Origin of the sequence: Sphingobacterium thalpophilum, assembly GCF_901482695.1 — a bacterium.
Lineage (GTDB): Bacteria > Bacteroidota > Bacteroidia > Sphingobacteriales > Sphingobacteriaceae > Sphingobacterium > Sphingobacterium thalpophilum.
In genome coordinates this window covers 5,738,190-5,761,194 of the sequence record NZ_LR590484.1, presented here as the reverse complement: position 1 = coordinate 5,761,194, position 23,005 = coordinate 5,738,190, and the positions used below count along the sequence as shown (strand labels likewise).

Annotated in this window: 23 protein-coding genes and 3 tRNA genes; 11 read left to right on the top strand and 15 right to left on the bottom strand. The window is 43.0% G+C overall.

What is annotated here, in order from left to right:
• Positions 1–64 precede the first annotated feature (64 nt).
• The gene (locus FGL37_RS24540) at positions 65–1,261 is read left to right on the top strand and encodes a tetratricopeptide repeat protein (protein WP_051606477.1); all 1,197 of its coding nucleotides are present in this window, start codon (positions 65–67) and stop codon (positions 1,259–1,261) included.
• Positions 1,262–1,354: 93 nt separating this feature from the next.
• On the opposite strand, the gene FGL37_RS24535 is transcribed toward FGL37_RS24540, so the two are convergent.
• Together FGL37_RS24535 and FGL37_RS24530 are read right to left on the bottom strand one after the other, a co-directional pair.
• Positions 1,355–2,194, bottom strand: coding sequence for a prephenate dehydrogenase (locus tag FGL37_RS24535; RefSeq protein ID WP_028068575.1), 840 nt, complete (start codon positions 2,192–2,194; stop codon positions 1,355–1,357).
• Between the two features lie 32 nt (positions 2,195–2,226).
• Entirely contained in the window at positions 2,227–3,387 is a 1,161-nt protein-coding gene (locus tag FGL37_RS24530) for a pyridoxal phosphate-dependent aminotransferase (protein WP_028068574.1), read from the bottom strand.
• A gap of 192 nt (positions 3,388–3,579) precedes the next feature.
• On the opposite strand from FGL37_RS24530, the gene FGL37_RS24525 reads away from it, so the two are divergent.
• The 4 genes from FGL37_RS24525 to FGL37_RS24510 all read left to right on the top strand — a co-directional run bounded on the left by FGL37_RS24525 (position 3,580) and on the right by FGL37_RS24510 (position 8,092).
• The gene (locus FGL37_RS24525; RefSeq protein ID WP_028068573.1) at positions 3,580–5,403 is read left to right on the top strand and encodes an ABC transporter ATP-binding protein; all 1,824 of its coding nucleotides are present in this window, start codon (positions 3,580–3,582) and stop codon (positions 5,401–5,403) included.
• A gap of 123 nt (positions 5,404–5,526) precedes the next feature.
• A complete protein-coding gene (gene mqnE, locus FGL37_RS24520) occupies positions 5,527–6,726 on the top strand; it encodes an aminofutalosine synthase MqnE (protein ID WP_028068572.1) in 1,200 nt (399 codons plus the stop codon).
• A gap of 15 nt (positions 6,727–6,741) precedes the next feature.
• A complete protein-coding gene (locus FGL37_RS24515) occupies positions 6,742–7,368 on the top strand; it encodes a histidine phosphatase family protein (RefSeq protein ID WP_028068571.1) in 627 nt (208 codons plus the stop codon).
• Positions 7,361–8,092, top strand: coding sequence for a menaquinone biosynthetic enzyme MqnA/MqnD family protein (locus FGL37_RS24510; RefSeq protein ID WP_028068570.1), 732 nt, complete (start codon positions 7,361–7,363; stop codon positions 8,090–8,092). The genes FGL37_RS24515 and FGL37_RS24510 overlap by 8 nt, the downstream gene beginning before the upstream one ends.
• A gap of 113 nt (positions 8,093–8,205) precedes the next feature.
• On the opposite strand, the gene FGL37_RS24505 is transcribed toward FGL37_RS24510, so the two are convergent.
• The 6 genes from FGL37_RS24505 to FGL37_RS24480 all read right to left on the bottom strand — a co-directional run bounded on the left by FGL37_RS24505 (position 8,206) and on the right by FGL37_RS24480 (position 13,808).
• A complete protein-coding gene (locus FGL37_RS24505) occupies positions 8,206–9,510 on the bottom strand; it encodes a DEAD/DEAH box helicase (RefSeq protein WP_028068569.1) in 1,305 nt (434 codons plus the stop codon).
• Positions 9,511–9,616: 106 nt separating this feature from the next.
• Entirely contained in the window at positions 9,617–10,624 is a 1,008-nt protein-coding gene (gene asnA, locus FGL37_RS24500) for an aspartate--ammonia ligase (RefSeq protein WP_028068568.1), read from the bottom strand.
• 278 nt (positions 10,625–10,902) lie between these two features.
• Positions 10,903–11,229: a HesB/IscA family protein gene (locus FGL37_RS24495; RefSeq protein ID WP_028068567.1), complete on the bottom strand. Its 327-nt coding sequence runs from the start codon at positions 11,227–11,229 to the stop codon at positions 10,903–10,905.
• 79 nt (positions 11,230–11,308) lie between these two features.
• On the bottom strand, positions 11,309–12,487 hold the full coding sequence (locus FGL37_RS24490) for a cysteine desulfurase family protein (protein ID WP_232048770.1): 1,179 nt from the start codon (positions 12,485–12,487) through the stop codon (positions 11,309–11,311).
• A 26-nt stretch (positions 12,488–12,513) separates the two neighbouring features.
• Positions 12,514–12,939 (bottom strand): DUF983 domain-containing protein, encoded by a 426-nt coding sequence (locus FGL37_RS24485; protein ID WP_037532172.1) that lies wholly within the window; start codon positions 12,937–12,939, stop codon positions 12,514–12,516.
• Between the two features lie 2 nt (positions 12,940–12,941).
• Complete coding sequence (locus tag FGL37_RS24480) at positions 12,942–13,808, bottom strand: AraC family transcriptional regulator (RefSeq protein WP_028068564.1); 867 nt, start codon at positions 13,806–13,808, stop codon at positions 12,942–12,944.
• A gap of 146 nt (positions 13,809–13,954) precedes the next feature.
• On the opposite strand from FGL37_RS24480, the gene FGL37_RS24475 reads away from it, so the two are divergent.
• Entirely contained in the window at positions 13,955–14,821 is an 867-nt protein-coding gene (locus FGL37_RS24475; protein ID WP_028068563.1) for a mechanosensitive ion channel family protein, read from the top strand.
• Here FGL37_RS24475 and FGL37_RS25465 read toward each other — a convergent pair.
• The 6 genes from FGL37_RS25465 to FGL37_RS24450 form a co-directional block, all read right to left on the bottom strand.
• Positions 14,818–14,970, bottom strand: a complete 153-nt coding sequence (locus tag FGL37_RS25465) for a hypothetical protein (RefSeq protein ID WP_162835066.1) — start codon at positions 14,968–14,970, stop codon at positions 14,818–14,820. The two genes, FGL37_RS24475 and FGL37_RS25465, sit on opposite strands and share 4 nt — an antisense overlap.
• Positions 14,967–15,941, bottom strand: a complete 975-nt coding sequence (locus FGL37_RS24470) for a 2-hydroxyacid dehydrogenase (RefSeq protein WP_028068562.1) — start codon at positions 15,939–15,941, stop codon at positions 14,967–14,969. The genes FGL37_RS25465 and FGL37_RS24470 overlap by 4 nt, the downstream gene beginning before the upstream one ends.
• A 144-nt stretch (positions 15,942–16,085) precedes the next feature.
• Positions 16,086–17,525: a serine hydrolase domain-containing protein gene (locus FGL37_RS24465; RefSeq protein WP_051606475.1), complete on the bottom strand. Its 1,440-nt coding sequence runs from the start codon at positions 17,523–17,525 to the stop codon at positions 16,086–16,088.
• A gap of 31 nt (positions 17,526–17,556) precedes the next feature.
• On the bottom strand, positions 17,557–18,297 hold the full coding sequence (locus FGL37_RS24460; protein WP_028068561.1) for a LytR/AlgR family response regulator transcription factor: 741 nt from the start codon (positions 18,295–18,297) through the stop codon (positions 17,557–17,559).
• Positions 18,290–19,336, bottom strand: a complete 1,047-nt coding sequence (locus FGL37_RS24455; protein ID WP_051606473.1) for a sensor histidine kinase — start codon at positions 19,334–19,336, stop codon at positions 18,290–18,292. The genes FGL37_RS24460 and FGL37_RS24455 overlap by 8 nt, the downstream gene beginning before the upstream one ends.
• A gap of 3 nt (positions 19,337–19,339) precedes the next feature.
• Entirely contained in the window at positions 19,340–20,221 is an 882-nt protein-coding gene (locus FGL37_RS24450; RefSeq protein WP_051606472.1) for a LiaF transmembrane domain-containing protein, read from the bottom strand.
• Positions 20,222–20,484: 263 nt separating this feature from the next.
• On the opposite strand from FGL37_RS24450, the gene FGL37_RS24445 reads away from it, so the two are divergent.
• Complete coding sequence (locus FGL37_RS24445) at positions 20,485–20,820, top strand: DUF3276 family protein (RefSeq protein WP_028068558.1); 336 nt, start codon at positions 20,485–20,487, stop codon at positions 20,818–20,820.
• Positions 20,821–20,930: 110 nt separating this feature from the next.
• Here FGL37_RS24445 and FGL37_RS24440 read toward each other — a convergent pair whose 3' ends face one another.
• The gene (locus tag FGL37_RS24440; protein ID WP_028068557.1) at positions 20,931–21,761 is read right to left on the bottom strand and encodes an alpha/beta fold hydrolase; all 831 of its coding nucleotides are present in this window, start codon (positions 21,759–21,761) and stop codon (positions 20,931–20,933) included.
• 187 nt (positions 21,762–21,948) lie between these two features.
• On the opposite strand from FGL37_RS24440, the gene FGL37_RS24435 reads away from it, so the two are divergent.
• The 4 genes from FGL37_RS24435 (at position 21,949) to FGL37_RS24420 (ending at position 23,004) form a co-directional block, all read left to right on the top strand.
• A tRNA-Arg gene (locus tag FGL37_RS24435) sits at positions 21,949–22,022 on the top strand.
• A 32-nt stretch (positions 22,023–22,054) separates the two neighbouring features.
• A tRNA-Arg gene (locus FGL37_RS24430) sits at positions 22,055–22,128 on the top strand.
• Between the two features lie 158 nt (positions 22,129–22,286).
• Positions 22,287–22,360: transfer RNA gene (locus tag FGL37_RS24425), tRNA-Arg, on the top strand.
• Between the two features lie 74 nt (positions 22,361–22,434).
• On the top strand, positions 22,435–23,004 hold the full coding sequence (locus FGL37_RS24420; protein ID WP_028068556.1) for an adenylate kinase: 570 nt from the start codon (positions 22,435–22,437) through the stop codon (positions 23,002–23,004).
• The last annotated feature ends 1 nt before the right edge of the window (position 23,005 follow it).

The window sequence follows — 23,005 nt, the reverse complement described above, 5'->3', positions numbered from 1 at the left end:
CATAAAAGGGGAAATGCACAGCGGTTAAATTTCTTTTGTAAAGAAATTTAACTTAGTTTTGGATATGAAGCAAATGATTTCAAATCTATCTGTTATCCTCCAGGGCAACGTGCTTACAGAAACTGATTTTCAATTTCCCCCAACGGTATTGCTTGCCAAATATTCTTTTTTGCCAATTACTTCTTTTTTTCCGGATGAAAGCATTGCTATCGCTCAAGATTGGCTCCAGGCCATCCCTCAGGGAGTGATAAGTGAACTGTTTACAGGTTTTTTGGATGGAATACTGGCCACAGGTAATCCCGTCGCCCGTTTTGAAGAGATCATCTCATCCACGGGGCATGTACTTGCCTACAGTTACCTCGGACTCTATTATTATAAGACCAATGCATATCAGAATGCTGCCGAAGTGTATTCGCGGGCAATTGAAAAATACCCGGAAGAAGCCTATTTCTATGCTAGCCGATGTCTGATCTATCGGCTCATGGGCGAGGAAGAAGGTGCGTTTTACGACTATCAAATTGCGAAAAGATTGGATTTTAATTACCACAGTGTGCTCGAATGGCAAGAAAACCAAGGCGACATCACATATTTTGAAGCTGAAAATCTGGTTATCCAGGAACTTGAACCTAAACAGCAGCAACTGAGTGCAGATGAACTGAATTCATTGGGGCTGGAGTATGTTCATTGTTATGATTATGTGAAAGCTATAGAGCTTTATTCCATGGCGATCGAACGGAATGAAAGCCCCGATAGCAATCTTCTTATTTTTAGAGGCAGCCTTTATTTAAAGTTAACCTGTTTTGAACTGGCGTTGCGAGATTTTAATCAGGCGATCGCACTCGATGCACAACAGACAGCCGCCTATATATTTCGGGCCAAAGTATTCGAATCATATCGCTACACACAAAAAGCGTTGGCAGACTATGCAAAAGCCGAAGAGCTCGATGCCCAGTCGTCTATTGTCTTTGAAGAAAGGGCTTCACTATTTGAACGCCTAGGGTCTCTCCATGAAGCATTATCAGATTTCGACCGTCTTGTCGAACTGAATCCCACAGACTTTTACGTCTATTCCCTGCGGGCTGATCTGAAGGAAAAACTGGCGGACATGCAAGGAGCACTACTTGATTATTCGCGGGCGATAGAACTAAATCCATATTATTCTGATCTATATGCCTATCGGGCGGCAATTAAAGAAAAATTGGGTGATAGTGAAGGGGCTAAACAAGATTTGGAAAAGTTTGAAGAACTGGAAGATGAATAGCCTGTAATCCGCAAAATCAATACGCCCGAGGTTCCGTCAGGTTGATTGATTTTGCAGATGTAGTTCGGTAAGATAAGTGGCCTTCGCCTGCCTTTATTTGATTATGCGTTTGATCTTGTTTGAACGTTTAATCAGCTTGTGTAATCTATCGTAATCTTCATTGGCAATAGCGTCGTGCAGTGATTGCAGCTGCTTGATATGCTCTTCCAGTACTTCGAGCACGTTTTCGCGGTTCTGTTTGAAAATAGGCGTCCACATGTCGGGGGAGCTCTTGGCGAGTCGTACCGTTGATTCAAATCCCGAGCCCGCTAATTCAAATATGCGTCCTTGTGACTTCTCTTTCTCCAAAACCGTTAACGCCAAGGCGAACGAAGTCAGGTGGGAAATATGCGAAACATAGGCCGTATGTACATCGTGCTCATCTGCATTCATAAAGCAGGTGCGCATCTCCAATTGGTCCGTTATGGCATCGGCAATCTCGAAAGCGTCCTCATCTGTTCGGAAGGCTTCTACATAAACCATCATTTTCCCTTTGAATAAGCCTGCAATAGCAGCTTCCGGACCTGAATATTCCGTACCGGCCATAGGGTGCGCAGCGATGTAGCGCCCCCTGTTCGGATGGTTGGTAATTTTGTTCAATATGTTGGTTTTGGTTGACCCCATATCAATGATGACCTGATCAGTGACCTGATCCAGGATAGATGGTACGACCTGTAGAATAGCATCTACCGGAATGGTCAATATCAATACCTTACAGGTTTTTATGGCATCCTCCAGACTAGCGGCTTCGTCAATAAAGCCGATCTGCTTGGCTTTATCAAGATTTTTCTCGCTCTTATCCACACCAACGATTTTGCTGCAGAATTTTGTTTCTTTTAAACGTATGGCAACTGAGCCGCCAATTAAGCCTACACCTACGATGGCTATATTCATTTTATGGAATGATTAATGTTGAAAAAATAAGCTTAAAAGCTATTCTTGATACGCTGGATTGATTCCTCCAATGTGTCAACCGTTGCGCAAAGGCTGATCCGGATATAGCTGTTTCCTTTGTCTCCAAATATACCTCCGGGCGTAATGAATACGCGAGCGCGGCTTAATACAATATCGCTGAGGGCATAACCATCGGTATATGTTTCCGGCACCCTAGCCCAGACAAATAAGCCAACTTGGTTTTTTTCATAGCTGCAATGCAATAGATCCATGATTTCATAAACCTTATGACGCCGTTCACCGTAAACTTTATTTAGATCCCGGTACCAGGACTCCTCAAGCTGTAAGGCTTTTGCAGCTGCTAGCTGTACAGGTAAAAACATGCCGGAATCCATGTTGCTCTTAAAACGCAGAATTTCGTTGATACGTTCCTCGGCGCCCACCAATAAGCCTATACGCCAACCGGCCATATTGGAAGACTTGCTTAATGAATTTAATTCAATTGCTACTTCTTTCGCCCCCGGAACGCTCATAATGCTACGCGGTGTGTCCGTCAGTATAAAACTGTAAGGGTTGTCGTGGCAGATAAGGATATGGTGCTCCTTGGCAAATGCGATCAGTTCGTTGTAAAACTCATCAGAGGCAGATGCACCCGTCGGCATATGCGGATAATTGATCCACATGAGCTTTACCCGTGACAGGTCTTTCTTGCGGAGCTCTTCCAAGTCGATAAGCCAGTTCTTTTCGGGAGTAAGATCGTAGGTAACTGCTTCTGCACCGCTCAGCCGAACAGCAGCGGCATAAGCCGGATAGCCCGGATTTGGGATCAAAGCTTGATCACCCTCCTGAAGATAGGTCATGCAAATATGGACAATGCCCTCCTTTGACCCGATAAGCGGTAGTATTTCGGTATTCGGATGAAAAGAAGCGCCATAGTAACGTTGATACCAAGCTGCGGCAGCTTCCCGCAGGGCAGGAGCCCCTTTATAATTTTGATAGCCATGTACATGCGGGTGTTCAGCATTCGTGTTCAACGTCTTGATCACTTCCGGATGAGGAGGCAAATCAGGACTGCCGATCCCAAGGTTGATTACGCGTAACCCCTGCTTATTCAGTTCATCTATTTCCCGTAGTTTTTTTGAAAAATAGTATTCCTCGGTATGCTGTAATCTTTTAGCAACGTCTATTTGCATTTTGTATTTTAATAAATTTGATGTTTGTTGGGACTAAATTAGGGAATTATCTATAAAAAGGAGAGTTTTTTATCGATTTTTCAAGACGCGTGCCACTTTAACCTGTATCACCGCGGTGCAACAATTTTATTGTATCCAAATGCATGGGGGCTTTTCTTGATTAATTTGTTATTTTTGTTCAATTCAAAATAAATGAAAACATATTTTAGGCTCTTATCATTTGCTAAACCCATAGAAAAATTTGCAATCCCTTACGTGATCTGCACGTTGATCGCAGTTGTGTTTAGCACTTTAAATTTAGCGTTACTTGCTCCATTGCTCCAGACACTGTTTCATACCGGTGAAACTACTGAAACGGTTACAAAACCACAAAATTTCATGGATATATTGGACTGGTTTAATTATTACGCCAGCGTGGCCAACGAGCAATTCGGTGCGTATGGAGCACTAAAATACGTTTGTATTGTAATTGTAATTTCGGTTTTTATCAGCAACATGTTCCGCTATTTCTGCCAGCGGATCATGGAAAATTTTCGCATCCATACCTTGCTAAAGTTACGTAGAGCCGTCTTTGACAATGTGATGGACCTTCACGTCGGCTACTTTACGGGGCAGCGTAAGGGAGATATTGTCTCCAAAGTTGCATCTGATGTTCAGGTGGTACAGTACTCGGTAACGGGTACTTTACAGGTGGTTTTTAAAGAACCTCTACAGCTAGTCGCCTATATTGTGATGCTCTTTGTTATTTCTGCCAAATTGACTTTTTTCTCCTTGTTGGTGATCCCAGTGTCCGCGTTTTTTATCGCGCGCATCGTAAAAAATCTAAAAAGTCAGGCCCGCTCAGCGCAGGAGTCCTACGGCAACATGATCTCCTATTTGGATGAGGCGCTCTCCGGAATTAAAATTATCAAGGCATTTAACGCGGTTTCCTTTATCAAAAATAGGTTCCACAACGAAAATGAACGTTACGCAAATATCGGCCGCGCAATGGCGAAACGACAGCAATTGAGTTCTCCTGTTTCCGAACTATTGGGGGTTATTATGGTTGCAGTCATTCTGCTGTACGGCGGACATTTAGTACTATCCGGTGATCAAAATCTGAACGCGTCCGATTTTATAGCCTATATTGCGATTTTCTCCCAGGTTATGCGTCCCGCTAAAGCACTGACAGATGCATTTAGTGGTATACATAACGGTCTGGCTGCCGGTGAACGTGTGCTTGAGCTGATAGATGAGAGAAGTGCAGTTACGGACAAACCAAATGCGAGGTCTGTCGAAACTTTTGCGCGGGAGATTGCCTTTAAACAGGTGGATTTTGGGTATACCAAGGATAAAAAAGTGCTTCAGGGGATTGATCTCACCATAGAAAAAGGAAAAATTGTGGCGTTGGTGGGCCCGTCAGGAGGCGGAAAATCTACGCTGGTGGATTTAATTCCCAGGTTTATGGATGTTACTGGTGGGCAGATTCTTTTTGATGGTATAGATCTGCGGGATCTTGATCAGGACTCGCTGCGGAATATGATCGGGGTGGTCAATCAGGAGTCCATCCTGTTTAACGATACGATCTACAACAATATTGCGTTCGCAAACCAGCAGGCGAGCCAGGATGAAGTGGAAGCGGCGGCAAAAATTGCGAATGCCCATGAGTTTATTCTAAAGACCGAAAAAGGGTATCAGACAAATATTGGTGACCGGGGCGGTAAATTGTCCGGTGGCCAGCGGCAACGGATCTGTATTGCCCGTGCTGTTTTGAAAAACCCGCCAATTATGTTGCTCGATGAAGCCACCTCTGCACTGGATACAGAATCCGAAAAGCTGGTACAGGATTCACTGTATAAGCTCATGGACAATAGGACGACGGTCGTCATTGCACATCGGCTGAGCACTATTCAGAATGCGGATAAAATTGTTGTAATTGAAGCCGGTAAGATTGTAGAGACTGGAAGTCATAGTGAACTGCTGCAACGCGACGGTCTCTATCGAAAGCTGATTGACATGCAGCAGTTTACCGATTAACTCCCCGTTGTATTATAAGACATAGAACTGGGATAACGGCTCGTAAAATGAGTGTTATGACATTTTTTATTATAACATTTGTCGCCTTTTCGGTACATTTGTTTAAGATAGGAGATACATGTAATGAACGCAACAGATAAATTGAATTTCTTGATCAGCGATAAAAATTTAGCGGCTGAATTAAGAAATATAGCAGAAAAAGTTTTGCGAGAAGAGCGTATCACTTTTGAAGAAGGAGTTCTTTTATACGAAAAAGGAGAATTGGGCTATCTTGGTGTCCTTGCCAACTATATCCGTGAAAAACGTCATGGAGACCGTACGTTTTTTAATCGCAATTTTCATATTGAGCCCACCAACGTATGTGTTTATGACTGTAAATTCTGTTCGTATTCCAGGCTGATCAAACAGCGGGCTGAAGGCTGGGAGATGGACGTTGACGGGATGATGGATATCGTCAAGAAATACGATCACGAACCTGTGACGGAAGTGCATATTACGGGCGGTGTCGTGCCTAAGCAAAACCTCGAGTTCTACGCCGATTTTTTTAGAAGATGCAAGGCACATCGCCCCGAGTTACATATCAAGGGGCTGACGCCGGTAGAATACTATTATATCTTCAAAAAAGCAAAATTAAGTCATTACGAAGGGTTGAAATACCTGCAGTCCTGTGGGCTCGATTCCATGCCCGGCGGTGGCGCGGAAATCTTCCATCCCGAAATTAGGGAGCAGATCGCGCACGACAAATGTACTGCCGAACAATGGCTTGACATTCACGAACAGGCGCACCGTCTTGGAATGCATACCAATGCGACCATGTTATATGGCCATATTGAGCAATTCTGGCATCGAGTAGACCATATGGAACGTCTGAGACAGCTACAGGACAAGACAGGCGGATTTCAGACATTTATTCCGTTGAAATTTAGGAATAAAGAAAATCAAATGTCTCATATTCCGGAAGTATCGGTTGTTGAGGATCTCAGAAATTATGCTATTGCCCGAATCTATATGGATAACTTTGACCATATTAAGGCTTATTGGGCAATGATCTCAAGAGATACAGCACAGTTGTCTCTGGCTTTTGGTGTGGACGATATTGACGGGACACTGGACGATACGACCAAGATCTATAGCATGGCTGGGGCAGAGGAGCAGAAGCCGGGTATGACGACACAGGAGGTGGTGGAACTCATAAAAAATGTGGGACGCCATCCGATCGAACGGGATACTTTATATAATGTGGTGACTGATTATCAAGATTACATCTTCGATAACAGCCCACAAAAGAAAAGCTATTATGCACTTCCTGTGGTGAATCCTTAAATTAGATACCTTATTTTGAAAAAGACATTTTATTTTATACGGCACGGACAGACGGATTTAAATCTGAGAGGGATTGTACAGGGAAGAGGGGTTAACTCGCCATTAAATGAAACGGGTTTGGCTCAGGCGCAGGCATTCTTCGAACGTTATCGTTCGGTGCCTTTTGATAAAATATATACATCAACCTTATTGCGTACGCATCAGACGGTGCAAGGCTTTATTGATATGAATCTACCCTGGGAGCAATTGGTGGGCCTGGACGAAATCAGTTGGGGAATCTATGAAGGCAAAGAGCAGACTCCCGAACTATTGGCTGGTTTTGAGCAATTGGTTGCCGCATGGCGCAACGGAGAATTGGACGTCAGTATTGAAAATGGAGAGTCTCCGAACGAGTTGATGGCACGTCAGCAGATTGCATTGGACCATATGCTGGCTCGAAAAGATGAAAAAAATATCCTTGTCTGCATGCATGGACGCGCCTTGCGTATTATGCTCTGTCTGATGACCGGTATTGATGCCCGTTATATGGATGATTTTCCACATACCAATACTGCTTTGTATAAACTGCTGTATGAGAATGGCCGTTTTGAAATTATCGACCATTACAATATAGCGCACTTAGAAGCATTAATGAATGAATAAAATTAGAGTTTCAGCCGTATCTTACACAAATACTTATCCATTTTTAAATGGAATACGTAAATCAGAGGTCATGGATCAGATTGATCTGAGCGTTGATTATCCAAGTGTATGTGCACAAAAAGTCATAGACGATGAAGCGGATATCGGTATTATTCCTACCGCTGCATTGTTGAGTCTACCAGAATATTATATCAATACGGATTTTTGTATAGGTACCGAAGGAGCGGTGGATTCCGTATTTATCTTTTCTACCAAACCGATTGAGGAGGTGAATACCTTGAAGCTTGATAAGCAGTCCCGTACGTCAAATGGTTTGGCGCGTGTATTACTCAAAAATTATTGGAAAAAGGATGTTAGGTTGATTACGGATGATGCCGAAACAGCAGACGCCTATGTGCTGATAGGTGACCGTACCTTTGGAAAGAAAAATTCTGTTCCTTTTGTTTATGATTTAGGTCAGGAATGGTTCAATTTTACAGGCTTGCCGTTTGCTTTCGCGCTTTGGGTGAGCAATAAGAGGTTACCGGATCGCTTCGTGCGGGATTTTAACGCCGCTCTGGCTTATGGTGTGGCACACGCGGCCGATGTAATTGTTGGGCTGCCCAAATTTGAAGGTTTTGATTATAAGAAGTATCTTACTCAGCATCTCGACTTCCATTTGACAGATCGAAAGCGGGAAGCTGTGAGACGGTATCTGGATTACTTAAAAGATCTACAACAGTAAAATAAGTGGCATTTTGTGGCAGAATGTTCAGCCTTATTGTCCAGAAGTCCGAATATTTTTCATGACGGGATAGGTTATCGTGTGCCCGGTATGTTTCCGGGCTCATTGTTTTTCTAGGCGCGACCAATTTTTACTTTTCGGCCTTTGATTTTTTGGCCATTTGCTATTTTAATGATTGTTGTTGCCAGATCTCGTTTTACAGCCACATAGGCTGCCTTGTCTTTGATCTCGATAATGCCGATGTCCTCTTTTTCTACGCCTTCTAAATGGAGCAAAAAGCCGACGATGTCGATCTTATTGATCTTATCTTTTCGGCCTGCACTGATGTAAAGGGTGGCGAAAGGTGAATTTTCCGGAAGATCGTCATATTCGGGAAATTCTTCTTTGCCTGTTTCCGCCGGAATAAAGGGATATACTTCGTCCGGTTTGAGCATCACATACACTTCACCCTCTGCCTGCATGCGTGCCGTACGACCGTTACGGTGTATAAATGCATCTTCCTGCAAGGGCAGCTGGTAATGGATGATGACGTCAACTTGTGGAATGTCCAGTCCTCTAGCAGCGAGATCAGTCGTAATCAGTAAGTGATTGGAATGATTTCTGAATTTTAAAAGTGCTAACTCACGGTCCTGCTGTTCAAGCCCGCCATGGAAACTGTCATGGATAATATTTCTATTCGAAAGCAGTTGGCTGACGTGGTCTACCGCCTCACGATGATTGCAAAAAACGATCGTTTTTTTATTCCCGGTTTTGCAGATAAGTTTGAGCAGTGCTTCGAGCTTCTTTTGTACGGGGGCCACAACCTTTTTTATCGTTATCTGGGGCATCTTTGCTCGATCACCTAGAAAATTCACAAGCACCGGAGACTGAATTTTTGTGAAGGCAGGAATGCTCTCCATGAAAGTTGCAGAGGTCATTATGCGCGATCGGACCGCTGGGAGCTGTCGAATAATAAAATCCATCTGCTGATGGAAGCCCAATTCCAGTGATTTATCGTACTCGTCCAAAACCAAGGTGTGAATATGCCCGGCATCAAAATTTCTTTCTTCGAGATGCTGTTTTATTCGGCCGGGTGTTCCGATAATTATTGCCGGAGCGTCCTTCAGTCTGTTTTTCTCAATACTGGTACTATGTCCTCCATATACACAGGTCACCTTATGACCGATCGCAATTTTTTTTAATACTTGTTCAATCTGCATGGCCAGCTCACGGCTGGGGACCATGACGAGCACTTCCACCTTACCCGCACGTCCAGCGAGCCGTCCAACCAGCAACAATGAAAAGGCCAATGTCTTTCCTGATCCCGTAGGTGAAAGTAATATCAGATCCCTATCACTTTCATAAGATCCCAGAACGTGCGTTTGCATTTCATTCAAAGATGAAATGTCTAACCTGTTTAAGATCGCTTGTAGCTGCATGTACAAAAGTACAAATTAAAAACAAAAGGTAATCCTTGATGACAAAGATTACCTTTTGTTTATGAGGTATGACTATGGATGTTAATGATTCCTCAAAAGTATTATTCTAGAGGATATCTATACCTTCCTGTCTAAGGGACTGCTTTTTGTCCTCCTCCCATATACTGACCTGTACCTCTCCGATATGTTTCTTTTTGAGCATAAACATACAGACCCTGGATTGTCCGATTCCACCGCCGATGGATTGGGGTAGCTCGTCGTTGAGCAGCATGGTATGGAACGTTAATTTTGATTTTTCAGTACAGTTTCTGATTTCCATCTGATGCGACAATGCCTTTTTATCAACCCGGATTCCCATCGAAGACAGTTCGAAGGCAGCATTTAAAACAGGATTCCAGACAAGAATGTCGCCATTTAGTCCATGGTAACCAGCCTCGTTTACCGTGCTCCAATCATCGTAATCAGCCGCGCGTCCATCGTGTGCCACACCATTGCTGAGTGCACCGCCGATACCATACAGGAAGACTGCCCCATACGCTTTGGTGATGGCGTTCTCACGTTCTTTGGCGCTCAGTTCCGGATATTTCTGCAGTAATTCTTCGGACGAAATAAAGGTAATATTCTCCGGTAGGATCGCTTGTAAATGTGGGTATCTCTTTTCCACTTCGGTTTCTGCAAATCGAAGCGATTGATATATTTCAAGTACCGTCTCTCTGAGAAAGGAGAGGTTGCGTTGTTCTTTTGCGATGACTTTTTCCCAGTCCCACTGATCTACATAGATGGAGTGTATCGGTGTGTAATCCTCGTCAGGACGAAGGGCTTTCATGTCAGTTATTATACCTTCTCCCGGTAGCATTTCAAGTTCTTTCAAACGTACACGTTTCCATTTTGCCAAGGAGTGGACCACTACCGCTTTTTTCTCATTTAGTGATTTGATCGGAAAGGAAACGGGCCGCTCAATGCCGTTTAAGTCATCGTTCAGTCCTGTGCCATCTAATACAACCAGTGGTGACGAAATGGGAATAAGATTTAGTCGTTTTTTTAATTCTTGGACAAATGTATCTTTAACGAAGCTGATAGCAACCTCGGTATTCAAAAGTTTTCTTCCCTCCATACGAGTCAATTGAATAGCTATATACGGAACAGGTATATAGCGTCATTCCTATTTTTAGTTATTTGATACAAAAATATGAAAATATCATTGGCTAGGGTATTTTGTTGTTATTTTTAATATTTATATATTAAAGTGTTGAAAAAATACAAATATTATAACAAGAAGTAGCTGGGCTGGCGGTTAATTATAAAACTATCAATTTCGAAAGAGAAAATCTCAAGAAATAAAAAAAGAGCTCTGAAATGAAGTCCATAGCTCTTTTTTTTCATTAGTATGAATTAAACAGAAAAGCTTTCCCCGCAGGCACAGGTACGGCTGGCATTGGGGTTGTGGAACTCAAAACCTTTGCCGGTCAATCCATCGGAATAATCAAGTTCTGTCCCCGCTAAATAGAGAAAGGACTTGATATCCAAACATATCTTGACTCCTTTATCTTCGAAAAACTGGTCGCCTTTTTTTTCTTCGTTGTCGAAATTTAGCTTATAGCTCAAGCCTGAACAACCACCACTTTCCACAGCAACACGTACAAAATAACTGCTGTCATATTGCTCATTTTTCATGATTTCCTCGATGCGGTCTTTCGCTTTGTCTGTAACTGTAATCATAGCTCTGTCTTTGTCTAAAGCAAAGATACATACAATATGAATATGTTTTGCCTGTTGTAAGTTTTTAGAATGTCATAAATCAGCTTAGGAGTCCCGCCTGATGAAGCTGCCAGATAGGGGATTGTGCTCTTATCTTTTTTACAGCGGCTTTGATCAGCTCGGTACATTGGATAATTTCTTCCCGTGTTGTCAGTATACTGAGACTAAACCGGATAGCCGAAAGCGCATCCTCTTTGGACAGACCCATTGCCGTCAGTACATGTGACGGCTCCCTGGAGCCCGTTACGCAGGCTGCACCTGACGATAAAGCTAAATCTGGACAAGCGGTCATAATCTCGCTGGCGAGGATGTGCCTGAAACTGATATAACTAGTGGTGGGCAGGCGTGCTGCACAGCTGCCATGGATAATTATTTCCGGTATTTCGCCCAACGATGTTTCCAACAGATCCCGAAGATCACGGACACCGCTATAGATGTTGGGTGTAACGCTTGCCATCGCCTTGCCTAGTCCGACGATAGCGGGTACATTGTAGGTTCCCCCGCGGAAACTCTGCTCTTGACCGCCGCCCACGATCAATGGGGAGAGCTGTATGGGTTTGGATTTCCTGCGGATAAAAAGCGCGCCGATTCCTTTCGGGCCATGAATTTTATGTGCGCTTAGGCACAACATATCAATGGGAGTCGACTGCAGGTCCAGAATGACCTTGCCGACGGCCTGAGTAGCGTCACAAAAAAATAGAATATCTTCTCGCTTGCAAATGGTAGCGATTTCATCGATAGGAGATAGGACGCCTGTTTCGTTGTTGGCAGCCATTAAACAGACCAATATGGTTTCTGGGGTAATGGCGGCTTGTAAGTCAGCTGTTGAGATCTGTCCTTGTGCATCCACCGGAAGATAAGTAATCAGCGCTCCCTGCTGGGAGAGCTGATCACAGCAGCTCAACACAGCTTTGTGCTCGGTAACTGCGGTAATAATATGTTTTCCCTTAGATCGATATTTTTCAAAAACACCCCGTAGTACCGTATTGATACTTTCCGTGGAGCCGGAATTGAAAAAGACCTCTTTTGTCGAACAGTGTAGCGCTGTGGCAACCTGAGTACGGGCTACTTCTACGGCAGCGTTAGCTTCCCTGCCCATCGGATGATAGATGCTGGAGGCATTTGCATAATTCTGGATGAAATAGGGATACATCTCGTTCCATACTTGATCCAGAATCCGGGTAGTGGCGTTGTTATCCAAATAGATGATATCCTTCATTAGCCTAAAGATAAGGATATTGATCTTTATGCAGAAGCCCTGACATCAACTTCTTTCTTTTTAACATTGGGATCGTAGCGTAGCCCGGGGGTAAGCCAATACATCAATATGATCCGTGAATACCGATAGTTGAAAGGAGACATCAGCACTACACTTAATATGGCCACCGTCGCGTATAGTACAAAAGATGAGTCATTAGCAGTTATGATATAGGTTGCCATACAAGCTGCTACCATCTCTGCGATGGCGAAAGCATAGGTAACGTACATAGCACCGTAAAAATAGCCGGGTTCACGTTCGTATCGTAGACCGCAGTATTCGCAGTGTTTGTTCATTTTCTGTACTTTCAAACCATAGGCCGGACCTTTGTAAACATGACCGATACGGCATCTTGGGCATTTTGCCTGCCATGCAGCTTTGAATTCGGATAATTCCTGTTTTGCTTCTTTCATAGTTATAGTCGTTTTCTGAACTCTTCCGGTGTGAGTCCAGTGGATTTTTTAAAAAATTTTGTGAAATAGGAGTTGTCTTTAAACTGTAGTTCATCGGCAATCTCAGTAATATTTAAATTCTTATTGATCAGTAGCCGCTTGGCTTCAAGGATGATACGGCTTCGGATGATCTCGCCCGCGGACTGTCCTATATAAGACTTACAGATGGCGTTGAGATGATTGGGCGTGATAAACAACTGATCCGCATATACACTAGGTAACTTCGTGGACTTAAACTGCTGTTCGACCAGCTGCTGGAAACTATTGAAAATTTTATGGTTGTACGGATTACTGCCCTCTTTCTCTTCTTTTTCCGAACGCATGGCAATGTATAGCAAGAATTGTAATAACAAAGTCCGGATGTAGTCTTCGTTGAGATGATTTGATTTGGCAGTTAAAATTTGCTTAAGAATGTGTATTGCCTGCTCCCGGAATGACTCCTCCAACTCGAAAATCAGGTGCTCCATTTTGCCCTGTAAGAAGCTGAAGCGCTCCAGGTAATCTGTCCTTAGAAGAAAAGACTGAAAATAATCTGAAGCAAAATTGACAACAAAACCTTCTTCATCGCCTTGGAAGTTCCAGGTATGAACTTGGCCCGGAGCCATAAAATAAAGCTGATAAGGCCGGATGGTATACTGGTTGAAATCAATGATGTGTTGTCCCGAGCCGGCCGTAAATAATACAAAGTGGTAGAAATTGTGTTTATGTGGAAACACCATATTGTCATGCTTGATGACATATTCTCCTAAATCATCAATATGTATAGTCGTCTTATTATTCAAGTCAAGACTACAGCTATCAATGATTGGAATGGTGCTTTTTTTATTCATATCACAAAGATACCTGGTTTTCCTTTTATTAAAGTGGTGGTAATAGCATGTTTTGTGGTGTTTTTCAATGATTTGAAAATTTTGGAGGCGAAATTGTCAGCTTGGAACAATACTTGTTTCGAAAAACGATAAATAATTTGAATATTATGGAAAGTAATTTGGACAATCTGGAAACGAAAGTGGGCCGTCTAACGGATGTTGTGATCGATGCGATACCTGGTATCATCGGGGGTATTATACTTTTGGTTATTGGTAAATACGTGATTAATTTGGTCAACCGTCTGTTACATAAGCGTTTTGAAAAACGAAATGTTGATCCCTCAATCCGGGCCTTTATATCCAGTATTGTAAAAATCGTGATGTGGGTAATGCTTTTGCTGACTGTGGCGAGCCAGATCGGAATACAAACGACTTCTTTTATCGCGGCACTGTCTGCCTTTGGTCTGGCCGTGGGCATGGCACTTCAGGGAAGCCTTAGTAATTTTGCAGGCGGAGTCCTGATCCTGATGTTCAGACCATTTGGGGTGGGGGACTATATATCCAGTGCCAATGGTACTTCCGGAACTGTCGAACGGATTGATATTTTGTACTCGACTTTGATCGGTGATGATGGTGTGCGGATCTTTAGCCCCAACGGACCACTGGCTAATTCGGTGATTAAAAATTATACGAAGATAGTGCAGCGGATGTTTGAATATACAGTTAGCATTTCTTACGATAAGAATGTTAAAGACGCAAAAGACATTATACTTAGGGTACTCCGGGCCAATGAAAATGTGCTGACAAGTCCCGAGCCCACGGTATTTGTGAAAGAGTTGGGGAACAGCTCGATTGTGCTGACCGTACGTGCCTGGACAAAGCGGGAACACTATTGGCCTGTGCGTAACTCCATGCAGGAAAAAATCATGCTGGAATTGGAACGGAACGACATCAGTGTGGCGCCTAATCCGACGCAGATCAGTATCGTTTCGAACGCAAGCGATCAAGGTCGGCCTGTAAAAACAGATAGTTAGCTGTCTCCTAAAGCACGGATAAGAACAAAGTACCGGTAGGCGATAATCGCCTGCTGGTACTTTTTTAATTTTATTGGATCTGTCTTCCCATATTTGGGAAGCAGGAATTTATTGACCCGGTTCAGGAATCGAAAAAAACGCTGTTTCATATATACACTTCTGGATTGATGATCTGAGGCATTTGTTGACCTTTAATCGCTGCCAGCAAGTTACTTGCTGCCATGAGGGCCATGTTATCTCTCGTTTCCACTGTTGCTGAACCGATATGAGGTAAAATGCATACATTTTCTAGCTGCAGTAGCGGGTTATCGGATTTCATAGGTTCGGGGTTAGTCACATCCAGCCCTGCGCCCCACAATAGTCCGCTATATAATGCATCCGCCAGATCCTTTTCATGAACTAATCCCCCGCGTGCCGTATTGATCAGGATCGCAGTGTTTTTCATCCGCCGGAAGGCATCCTGATTAAATCTGTTGGCCGTTTCGGCGGTGAGGGCCGCATGGATGGACAGTACATCACTCTGGGTAAGAAGGTCGTCAAAGTTAACGTAACGGGCGCCAAGCACCCGCTCCGCTTCATGGTTCCGTCCTCTATTATGATAAATTATCTCCATATTATAAGCCGCTCTTGCCTTTCGGGCCAATTCAAGGCCGATCCGGCCAAGACCATATATGCCCAATGTCTTGTTATTGAGCTCGACGCCAAGATGTGCTGTAGGGTCGAAACCTTTCCAGTCGCCTTGAAGAATCCGCTTGTGATGGAAAAAGGCTTTTCTGGAAACGGCTAATATCAGTAGAAAGGCAAGGTCTGCAGTAGCTCCCGATAATACACCCGGCGTGTTACTGACAGGAACTTTATACTGTGTGGCAGCAGAAAGATCAACATTGTCATAGCCTACGCTCATGAGGGAAAGAGCTCTGAGATTGGGACAGCTGGCGAAAAAATGGCTGTCGAATTTTTGCATTCCTCCGTTCAGCACAAAGTCCGCTCGCTGGCATGCCTGTATCAGTGCCGTTTCCGATAGCGGTTCGGGCGAACTGTGTACCTCGACCTCATGTCCGGCAGCGGTTAATAAATCTATACCTTTTTGGGGAATTCGTTTTGTTATAAATATTTTCATTTGCATATACGTTACGTGGTCTGCTGTTCGTCGAGCGCCAATATTCGAAGCTTGAGCAAAATTGAACAGTTGGCGGTTTTTATGACAACAATAAAAGCCATATCATTGTTTGGATACGGCTTTCTACTCGAATGTATTTATGTTCTATTTGTGATGAAGCAAGTAGTCAAGTATGGCCTTTCCTGTGGTATCAACTGCATGTGCAGAGTTGGACAATACAACGACACCGCATTTTTTATCTGGCGATAATGCCAGGTAGGAACTGCTGCCCGCTGTACCGCCGTTGTGCCAGTAAAACGTAAGATCGTCCAATAAATTCATATGCCATGCCAGTCCGAGGTCCGTGTCCGGAGGAAGGAAAAATGTAAATAGTCTTGTGTTCGCCATGGCATTTTCCAATGTGGTTTGCGGCATCTTAAACTGCGCCTGGACAAATTTGAGCAGATCCTCAACTGTTGATTTTAGCCCACCGGCCGGAGCGAACGCGTCAAACGACCAGATCGGTACTTCCTGACCATCTTTGTTGTATACTTTAAAGGTATCTTTGTTTGCTGCATTTATTACTTGAAAGGTATTATTCATGCCCAATGGCGTGCATATTAGGTCCTTTACGAGCTGCTCATAAGATTTTTTATAGATTGTACTAACGATGTCTCCCAGAACGGCATATCCCAAGTTGCTGTATTCATATTCCTCACCTGCGACTTTCGTGTTTTTGAAGCTAGATAAGTAGGTATAAAGCGCCTTTCGGTCGTAGCTTTTATAGGGGTCGCTGGCATTGAAATTTTTTACTTTTTCCAAGTTTTCAGGAAGTCGCGGCAACCCGGAGGTATGATTGGCGAGCATTTTAAACGTTATTTTCGCCAGGTCCTCATTTTTCTTTAGCGAATCGGGTAGAAATAGAGAGATAGGCTGATCCAAGGTAACGATACCTTCTTCCACCAAATTGGAGAGGAGGATCGCGGTAAACACTTTGCTTAACGAACCGATTTCGTAGACGGTATTGGCAGTCGGCAAGCTGGAGCTGCCTTTGATGGTTTCTCCATAAAAATAGGTTTTCAATTGTCCCCCTGTCACGACACCAACGGCTAATGACTGTGTGTTTTGTTGCTGTAAATAAGCATGTGCCACCGAGTCCACGAAAAAATTCTCCATTTGGCCCACTTTGGGAGTCACTACTGGTTCTTTTGGTTTTTCGACCGCAATCTCTTCTTGATCGACTTCCACCGGACTCCAGGTTAACCAGTTAAACTGAAGTGTTGAATCTGTAGCGAGCTTCAGGTCAAACGATCTGTCGTCAAAATCTACACGGTAAGTTGCGGTATCATTTTTAAAATCGGTAATAACCGAATTTTGTATCCGCCCCAAAGGATAGAGCTCCTGCAGCATCTGCGAAAATCTTGACTGACTGTATTGTTTTCTAAAAGAATCGCTGGCCAGATGGTAGGCAGAATCTGTTAGCTGTGAATTAATGAAAAATTCTAACCTGTTATAAATACCCTTGTTGATCTGTTCCGCAGGGTCTGTCTGTGCGAATGAACAAGATGTAATGCCTAGCAATATCGTTGTAAAAAAATGTTTCATAACTATCGATAGGCACAAATCTACGTAATGTTTAAATGCCAATCAATTGTTTTAACCGGGCATATCCCGATTTACTGATGTTAAGCTTCTCTCCGGATATCAACGCAGCGATATAGGAGTCTTTTTCATACGGTTCCAATTTGGCCAGCTGGTCTACCTTGATAATGTATGAACGATGAATGCGGACGAATTGATTGGGGTCCAGTGATTTTTCAAAAAATGACATCGTCTTGTTCTTTAGATACATCCCATCTTTTGTGTGGATCTTCACATAATCGTCGTATGATTCAAGGTATTTGACGGTATCAATAGGGATAATTTTTATCTGGGTGCCCGTTTTGACCACAATACGATCTATTTTTGTTTCATCCTGTGCTGACAGGACCTCATAATTAGGCTGTACTTTTTTTTCGGGTGCGGCGTAGCTAGATCTGAACTTTTCCAGCGCTTTTTTGAAACGGGCGGGGGAAACAGGTTTAAGGAGATAATCCAAGGCACTCTTTTCAAACGCTTTTAGAGCATATTCATCAAAAGCAGTGGTGAAGATAATTGCTGGTGGGTCGTCCACAAGCTCAAGCATTTCGAAGCCTGTCAGTTTGGGCATCTGGACATCCAGGAAAACTAGATCCGGCTCATGGGTCTGAATCGCTTTGACACCTTCAAAGCCGTCTCCGCATTCTGCTACAATGCTGATATCAGCTTCGCTTTTAAGGTAGCCCGCAATAATTGAGCGTGCCAATGGTTCATCATCGATAATAACGACTTTAATCATATTGAGGTATTTTTAGGGTACTGGTAAATATATTGTCCTGGACCTGCGTATCAAGCAGATCATTTCTTCCGTATAGCAGATATAAACGGCGCTGGATGCTAGAAAGGCCAAATCCGGTGCCTTTTTTTGGTTTTGATTGTTCTTCCACATCAAAAGGATTGCTGATCTGAATGAGGAGTTGTCCCTCGTTTGCCATGCACTTGATCTGGATGTCGACTTGATCGGTGACGTTATAAAGCCCATGTTTTATGGCGTTTTCTACCAGGGGCTGAATGATCATCGCGGGTAGTCTGTAGCTGAATATATCCTCCGCGGAGGATATGCTCGTGTTGAGACGGTGGCCAAAACGTACCTTTTCTATATCTAGGTAAAGTTGCAAATGATCGAGCTCTTCTTCCAGGGAAATGATCTGGTTATTTTCTTTCCTCAGCGTGCCGCGAAGGAAGTCCGAAAGCTGGAATGTCATGTTACGCGCCTCGTCCGGGTTGGACCCGATTAGCGCAATGATGGAGTTTAGGCTGTTGAACAAAAAGTGGGGTTGCAGCTGTTGGCGTAAATTGTATAACTCAGCTTCACGCAGCAGATTTTCGGACTCTTGCTTCCGCTTCATGTTATTAATATTATCCTCCTGGATATTCCAAACAATATTGATAATGGCAACAGAGGTTAAAATCAGGAAATTGACCAGCGCCCGATAAGGTAATGTCAAGTCCAGCAATGCGATGAAATTGGACTGGATCAGGTAACTCATCAAAAAACGGCTTAATAGGGTACTGATTGCTGCCATGACCAGACCAATAATCAGAACTTTCCATATTTCGCGGGGTTGCGGGGTATAGAAGTTTAGCGCTGACGACATACCATAGCAGCAGAACATCATCACCCCGCTATTGATCAGCGCGTCTTTAAATGCCAGTTGTGCGTCAAAGCCTGAGCGTAGCATGAGCAAATACTGCAACGCCAGATATCCGATAAATACGGATATGCAAATAATACCTATTAATCGACCTTTAATACTGAAAGAGAGTTTGTTTTTCATGTATTAAGCATTTTTGATCGTTAGGCTACCCAATATACAGGTACCCGTGATATAAATCTTTTTGTCCGCGTCGGGATTATATATCGTCTGAAATCGGCGATCATCGACCGAACCCAATATAGAAGCAACATTGCTGACGACTGTCCAGTGTGGAGGAATAATAATTCGCGCACTACCGAATAATTGAAAGGTATCAATGACAATAGGCTGCTGAATGTCGGCTTTGGTGAGGTCCAGCTCAATGCTGCCAAATACATTGGTCAGATTGCCGCCTCTGAATTGCTTCGAATAGATCACTTTCTTCTGTCCGGCAAAGATGCTGTTCAGGTTGAGGTTGTCCTCAAAAGATTGATGAAAGGAGCTATTGCTATTGCCGCCAAAAGCCTGCGCGTCGGGCGAGGCTTGTGGGCTGGATCCATATCGTTCATTAAAAGGCTTTGATTCAGATGTGTCAGTTCTTGGCTCTGTAGCACCTTCATCCGGAATACGGACGCGCTTGTCCCAATCGTAATTGTCTTGAGGCGGATTCGGATAACTCGGCGGAATTACAGGTGGCTTCCGTTTGCTCATAATAAAATAAATCCCCAGAGAAATAATAATGATCGGGACCGTGACCGAACCAAAATCCGTCCGCATCATCCTCGAAATAAGGCTGGCTCCGCCAATGATGAGCAGGATGATAGCCGATTTTTTCTGAAATTGAGAGTTGATGCCAATGACCAGGCCAATAATGATCAGGATCATCTGCCAGCCAAACAGCCAGCTCGGAAACCAGTCTCCTAAGTGAAGGTTATTCAATAATAAGAATATACCTATGATGATCACAATCGCTCCCACGATGTTGCGGCTGTTGTTGCTGTTCGGTATGATAGGTTCTTTTTCCATAATGTTTTACTATTTATGACTCAAAGATAGAGACACAAATAAACGGTACATATTCGCTTTAGGTAATACAACTTATATTTTCGGTAAATGTACTGATTTCGTCGGTAAAAAACTTTGTTGTTTAATTTTTATCCGGACAGGGCTGATCAAATCTATCAATTTTACGAGTTATTCTCTTTTTTTTTAATATTATTTGGTGGATTAAAATGAATTATTATATATTTATCAAAGATTAAGATTACTTTAAACTTAAATAACAACCAATGGGAGATTTTGAAAACAAAGAGCGTGAAGAGGTTTTTTCAAAAAAGGTGAGAGCAGGCAAGCGTACTTATTTTTTTGATGTAAAAGCAACTCGATCGAACGATTACTACATTACTATCACAGAAAGCAAGAAACGCTTTGAGGATGGCCAGTTTATTAAGCATAAGATTTTCTTATATAAAGAAGATTTTGAAAAGTTTGCTGAAGGTTTGACGGACGTAGTGAATTATATAAAGTCTAATCAGGAAGTAATCGAAAAACGTTATGAGCCTAATTTTGACGATGCGTTCGCTGAGGAAGCTGATGTTCGCTCAAAAGATGATTTTTCGTTCTAATCGGAAATGGAATGAAATATCGATGAAAAAAAGAAATTAAGCCACTGCCGTGGCTTTTTTTGAATGTATCGGTGCATCGCCTCCTTATATTTAGACTGCCGTTGGGGAGCTTAAGGTAAGCTGCGGAGAAATTCATTCAATACAGCACTGAACTTTTCAGGTTCTTCGAGATTTGGTAGATGACCTGATTCTTCAAATTCCATGAAACGTACGTCAGGAATGTTCTCAATGAGGACATTCGTCTGTTCTTCGCTCATTAGTTTGTCGTACTTCCCTTTGATAACCAATGTGGGGATAATAATCGTTCTGAGCGAATGCGTCGTGTCTGTCCGTGAGGCCAGCGCCAGTTGTGTAGAACAGATGCTGGCAAGTTCGTTTCTGCGGATACAGCTTTTGATCAATTCCACGGCCTCCGGGTTTTCCCGAATCGTTTTCTCATAAAATACGTTCTCCGTAAAACCGATTGCAAATGGTCTTCGTCCATATTTGAGTAATGCCTGAATGGAGTCAAAACGCTTTTGTTTGGCTTTGTTGTCATCAGCCAATGAGTTAGTGTCGCATAGAATAAGCCCTGAAAGCTGCTGTCCGATCAATTCGTATGCCCGCAGGGCAATATATCCCCCCATTGAAATGCCGCACAAGACCACATGATTCAGGTCGAGTTTTCGAATAAACTCCACTAGGTCTTTGGCAAACACGTCAACGGAAAAGAAACCATGACCGTTTGTGCTAAGTCCATGGCCTCTGACATCGATCGCAATCCCGGTATACTCTTCGTCGAGATCCAATAATTGTTGCTTCCAGGTATTTTTATTAAATGGGAAACCGTGGATAAAGAGAACGGTTCTCGGCGCGGGATAAGATTTGCTGGGGCGGATATAATAAGAGATACTGATGTCTCCGATGCGGATTTTACTAAGTTTTAATTCTCTTTTGCTCATGAATAATAACATTTGTCAGTGTCTGAAAAAAAAAGTTGATATTTTAAATATAATATTATCAGTGAGATAAACGAAATGTAGTTTCATAAAGTTTAAAAAAGAGAAAAAATGTTTGTTAAATCGATAAATATATCGATATTTGCATCACCAAAATCGGAACACATACAGGTTCATTTTTGGTTGCCCAGCGCTCATAGCTTAATTGGATAGAGCACCTGACTACGGATCAGGAGGTTAGGGGTTCGACTCCCTTTGAGCGCACAGTAACAGCTTTTTCTAGCTGTTTAATGAAGGCACTCCTAGCTCAATTGGATAGAGCATCTGACTACGGATCAGAAGGTTAGGGGTTCGACTCCCTTGGAGTGCACGACTGGAAGCCAATCAATAGGATTGGCTTTTTTAATAACAGAGGCGATAGGTGAATGGCCTGCCTCTTTTTGAAAAAAAATTTGTAAAAAAACGAATTCTGACTATATTTGCGTCACCAAAACAAATGGGACAGAGTTCTAAACGTAATGGTTTACTGCGCTCCTAGCTCAATTGGATAGAGCATCTGACTACGGATCAGAAGGTTAGGGGTTCGACTCCCTTGGAGCGCACAACTGAAAAGCCTAGTCATCATCTGTGATTAGGCTTTTATTTTTTAACTCGTTTTAATTTCTAAAATAAAACTATGCTAAACCTTGTAATATTTGGCCCTCCGGGTGCAGGTAAGGGAACCCAATCTGCAAAGCTTATTGAAAAATATCAATTGGTTCATATTTCAACAGGTGATATTTTTAGAGCACATATTAAAGGTCAGACGCCACTTGGTCAACAAGTGAGCCAGATTATTGCTGAGGGAAATTTAGTGCCAGATTCAATTACGATAGCAATGCTGGAAGAGGAAGTAAAAAAGAATCCCGATGCAAAAGGATTTATTTTTGACGGTTTTCCTCGTACTGTTGCTCAAGCTGAGGCATTGGATGCTTTTTTGGAAGGTATCAATACGTCAATTTCAGTCGTAATTGCGCTGGATGTAAATGAAGACGAATTGAAAGCACGTATCGCCAAACGCAGAGAGATCTCCGGCCGTTCGGATGACGACGCGGATAAATTGGTGAAACGCATCGATGAGTATTTTACAAAGACGATCCATGTGTTACCCTATTACGAAGCACAGGGTAAATTATCCAAAGTCAATGGTATTGGAGATATCGATACGATCTTCAAAAACCTGACCGATATCATCGATAATTATTAAT

Excerpts from the sequence above, each read along its gene's own strand:
- FGL37_RS24460 (WP_028068561.1), bottom strand. The coding sequence starts at position 18,297 with ATGATTAAAGTCGTTATTATCGATGATGAACCATTGGCACGCTCAATT.
- FGL37_RS24540 (WP_051606477.1), top strand. The coding sequence starts at position 65 with ATGAAGCAAATGATTTCAAATCTATCTGTTATCCTCCAGGGCAACGTG.
- FGL37_RS24455 (WP_051606473.1), bottom strand. The coding sequence starts at position 19,336 with ATGAAAAACAAACTCTCTTTCAGTATTAAAGGTCGATTAATAGGTATT.
- FGL37_RS24445 (WP_028068558.1), top strand. The coding sequence starts at position 20,485 with ATGGGAGATTTTGAAAACAAAGAGCGTGAAGAGGTTTTTTCAAAAAAG.
- FGL37_RS24440 (WP_028068557.1), bottom strand. The coding sequence starts at position 21,761 with ATGAGCAAAAGAGAATTAAAACTTAGTAAAATCCGCATCGGAGACATC.
- FGL37_RS24480 (WP_028068564.1), bottom strand. The coding sequence starts at position 13,808 with ATGAATAAAAAAAGCACCATTCCAATCATTGATAGCTGTAGTCTTGAC.
- FGL37_RS24535 (WP_028068575.1), bottom strand. The coding sequence starts at position 2,194 with ATGAATATAGCCATCGTAGGTGTAGGCTTAATTGGCGGCTCAGTTGCC.
- FGL37_RS24465 (WP_051606475.1), bottom strand. The coding sequence starts at position 17,525 with ATGAAACATTTTTTTACAACGATATTGCTAGGCATTACATCTTGTTCA.
- FGL37_RS24530 (WP_028068574.1), bottom strand. The coding sequence starts at position 3,387 with ATGCAAATAGACGTTGCTAAAAGATTACAGCATACCGAGGAATACTAT.
- FGL37_RS24510 (WP_028068570.1), top strand. The coding sequence starts at position 7,361 with ATGAATAAAATTAGAGTTTCAGCCGTATCTTACACAAATACTTATCCA.
- FGL37_RS24525 (WP_028068573.1), top strand. The coding sequence starts at position 3,580 with ATGAAAACATATTTTAGGCTCTTATCATTTGCTAAACCCATAGAAAAA.
- FGL37_RS24470 (WP_028068562.1), bottom strand. The coding sequence starts at position 15,941 with ATGAAAATATTTATAACAAAACGAATTCCCCAAAAAGGTATAGATTTA.
- FGL37_RS24495 (WP_028068567.1), bottom strand. The coding sequence starts at position 11,229 with ATGATTACAGTTACAGACAAAGCGAAAGACCGCATCGAGGAAATCATG.
- FGL37_RS24485 (WP_037532172.1), bottom strand. The coding sequence starts at position 12,939 with ATGAAAGAAGCAAAACAGGAATTATCCGAATTCAAAGCTGCATGGCAG.
- asnA (WP_028068568.1), bottom strand. The coding sequence starts at position 10,624 with ATGGAGGGAAGAAAACTTTTGAATACCGAGGTTGCTATCAGCTTCGTT.
- FGL37_RS25465 (WP_162835066.1), bottom strand. The coding sequence starts at position 14,970 with ATGAAACAGCGTTTTTTTCGATTCCTGAACCGGGTCAATAAATTCCTG.
- FGL37_RS24490 (WP_232048770.1), bottom strand. The coding sequence starts at position 12,487 with ATGAAGGATATCATCTATTTGGATAACAACGCCACTACCCGGATTCTG.
- FGL37_RS24420 (WP_028068556.1), top strand. The coding sequence starts at position 22,435 with ATGCTAAACCTTGTAATATTTGGCCCTCCGGGTGCAGGTAAGGGAACC.
- FGL37_RS24475 (WP_028068563.1), top strand. The coding sequence starts at position 13,955 with ATGGAAAGTAATTTGGACAATCTGGAAACGAAAGTGGGCCGTCTAACG.
- FGL37_RS24505 (WP_028068569.1), bottom strand. The coding sequence starts at position 9,510 with ATGCAGCTACAAGCGATCTTAAACAGGTTAGACATTTCATCTTTGAAT.
- FGL37_RS24450 (WP_051606472.1), bottom strand. The coding sequence starts at position 20,221 with ATGGAAAAAGAACCTATCATACCGAACAGCAACAACAGCCGCAACATC.
- mqnE (WP_028068572.1), top strand. The coding sequence starts at position 5,527 with ATGAACGCAACAGATAAATTGAATTTCTTGATCAGCGATAAAAATTTA.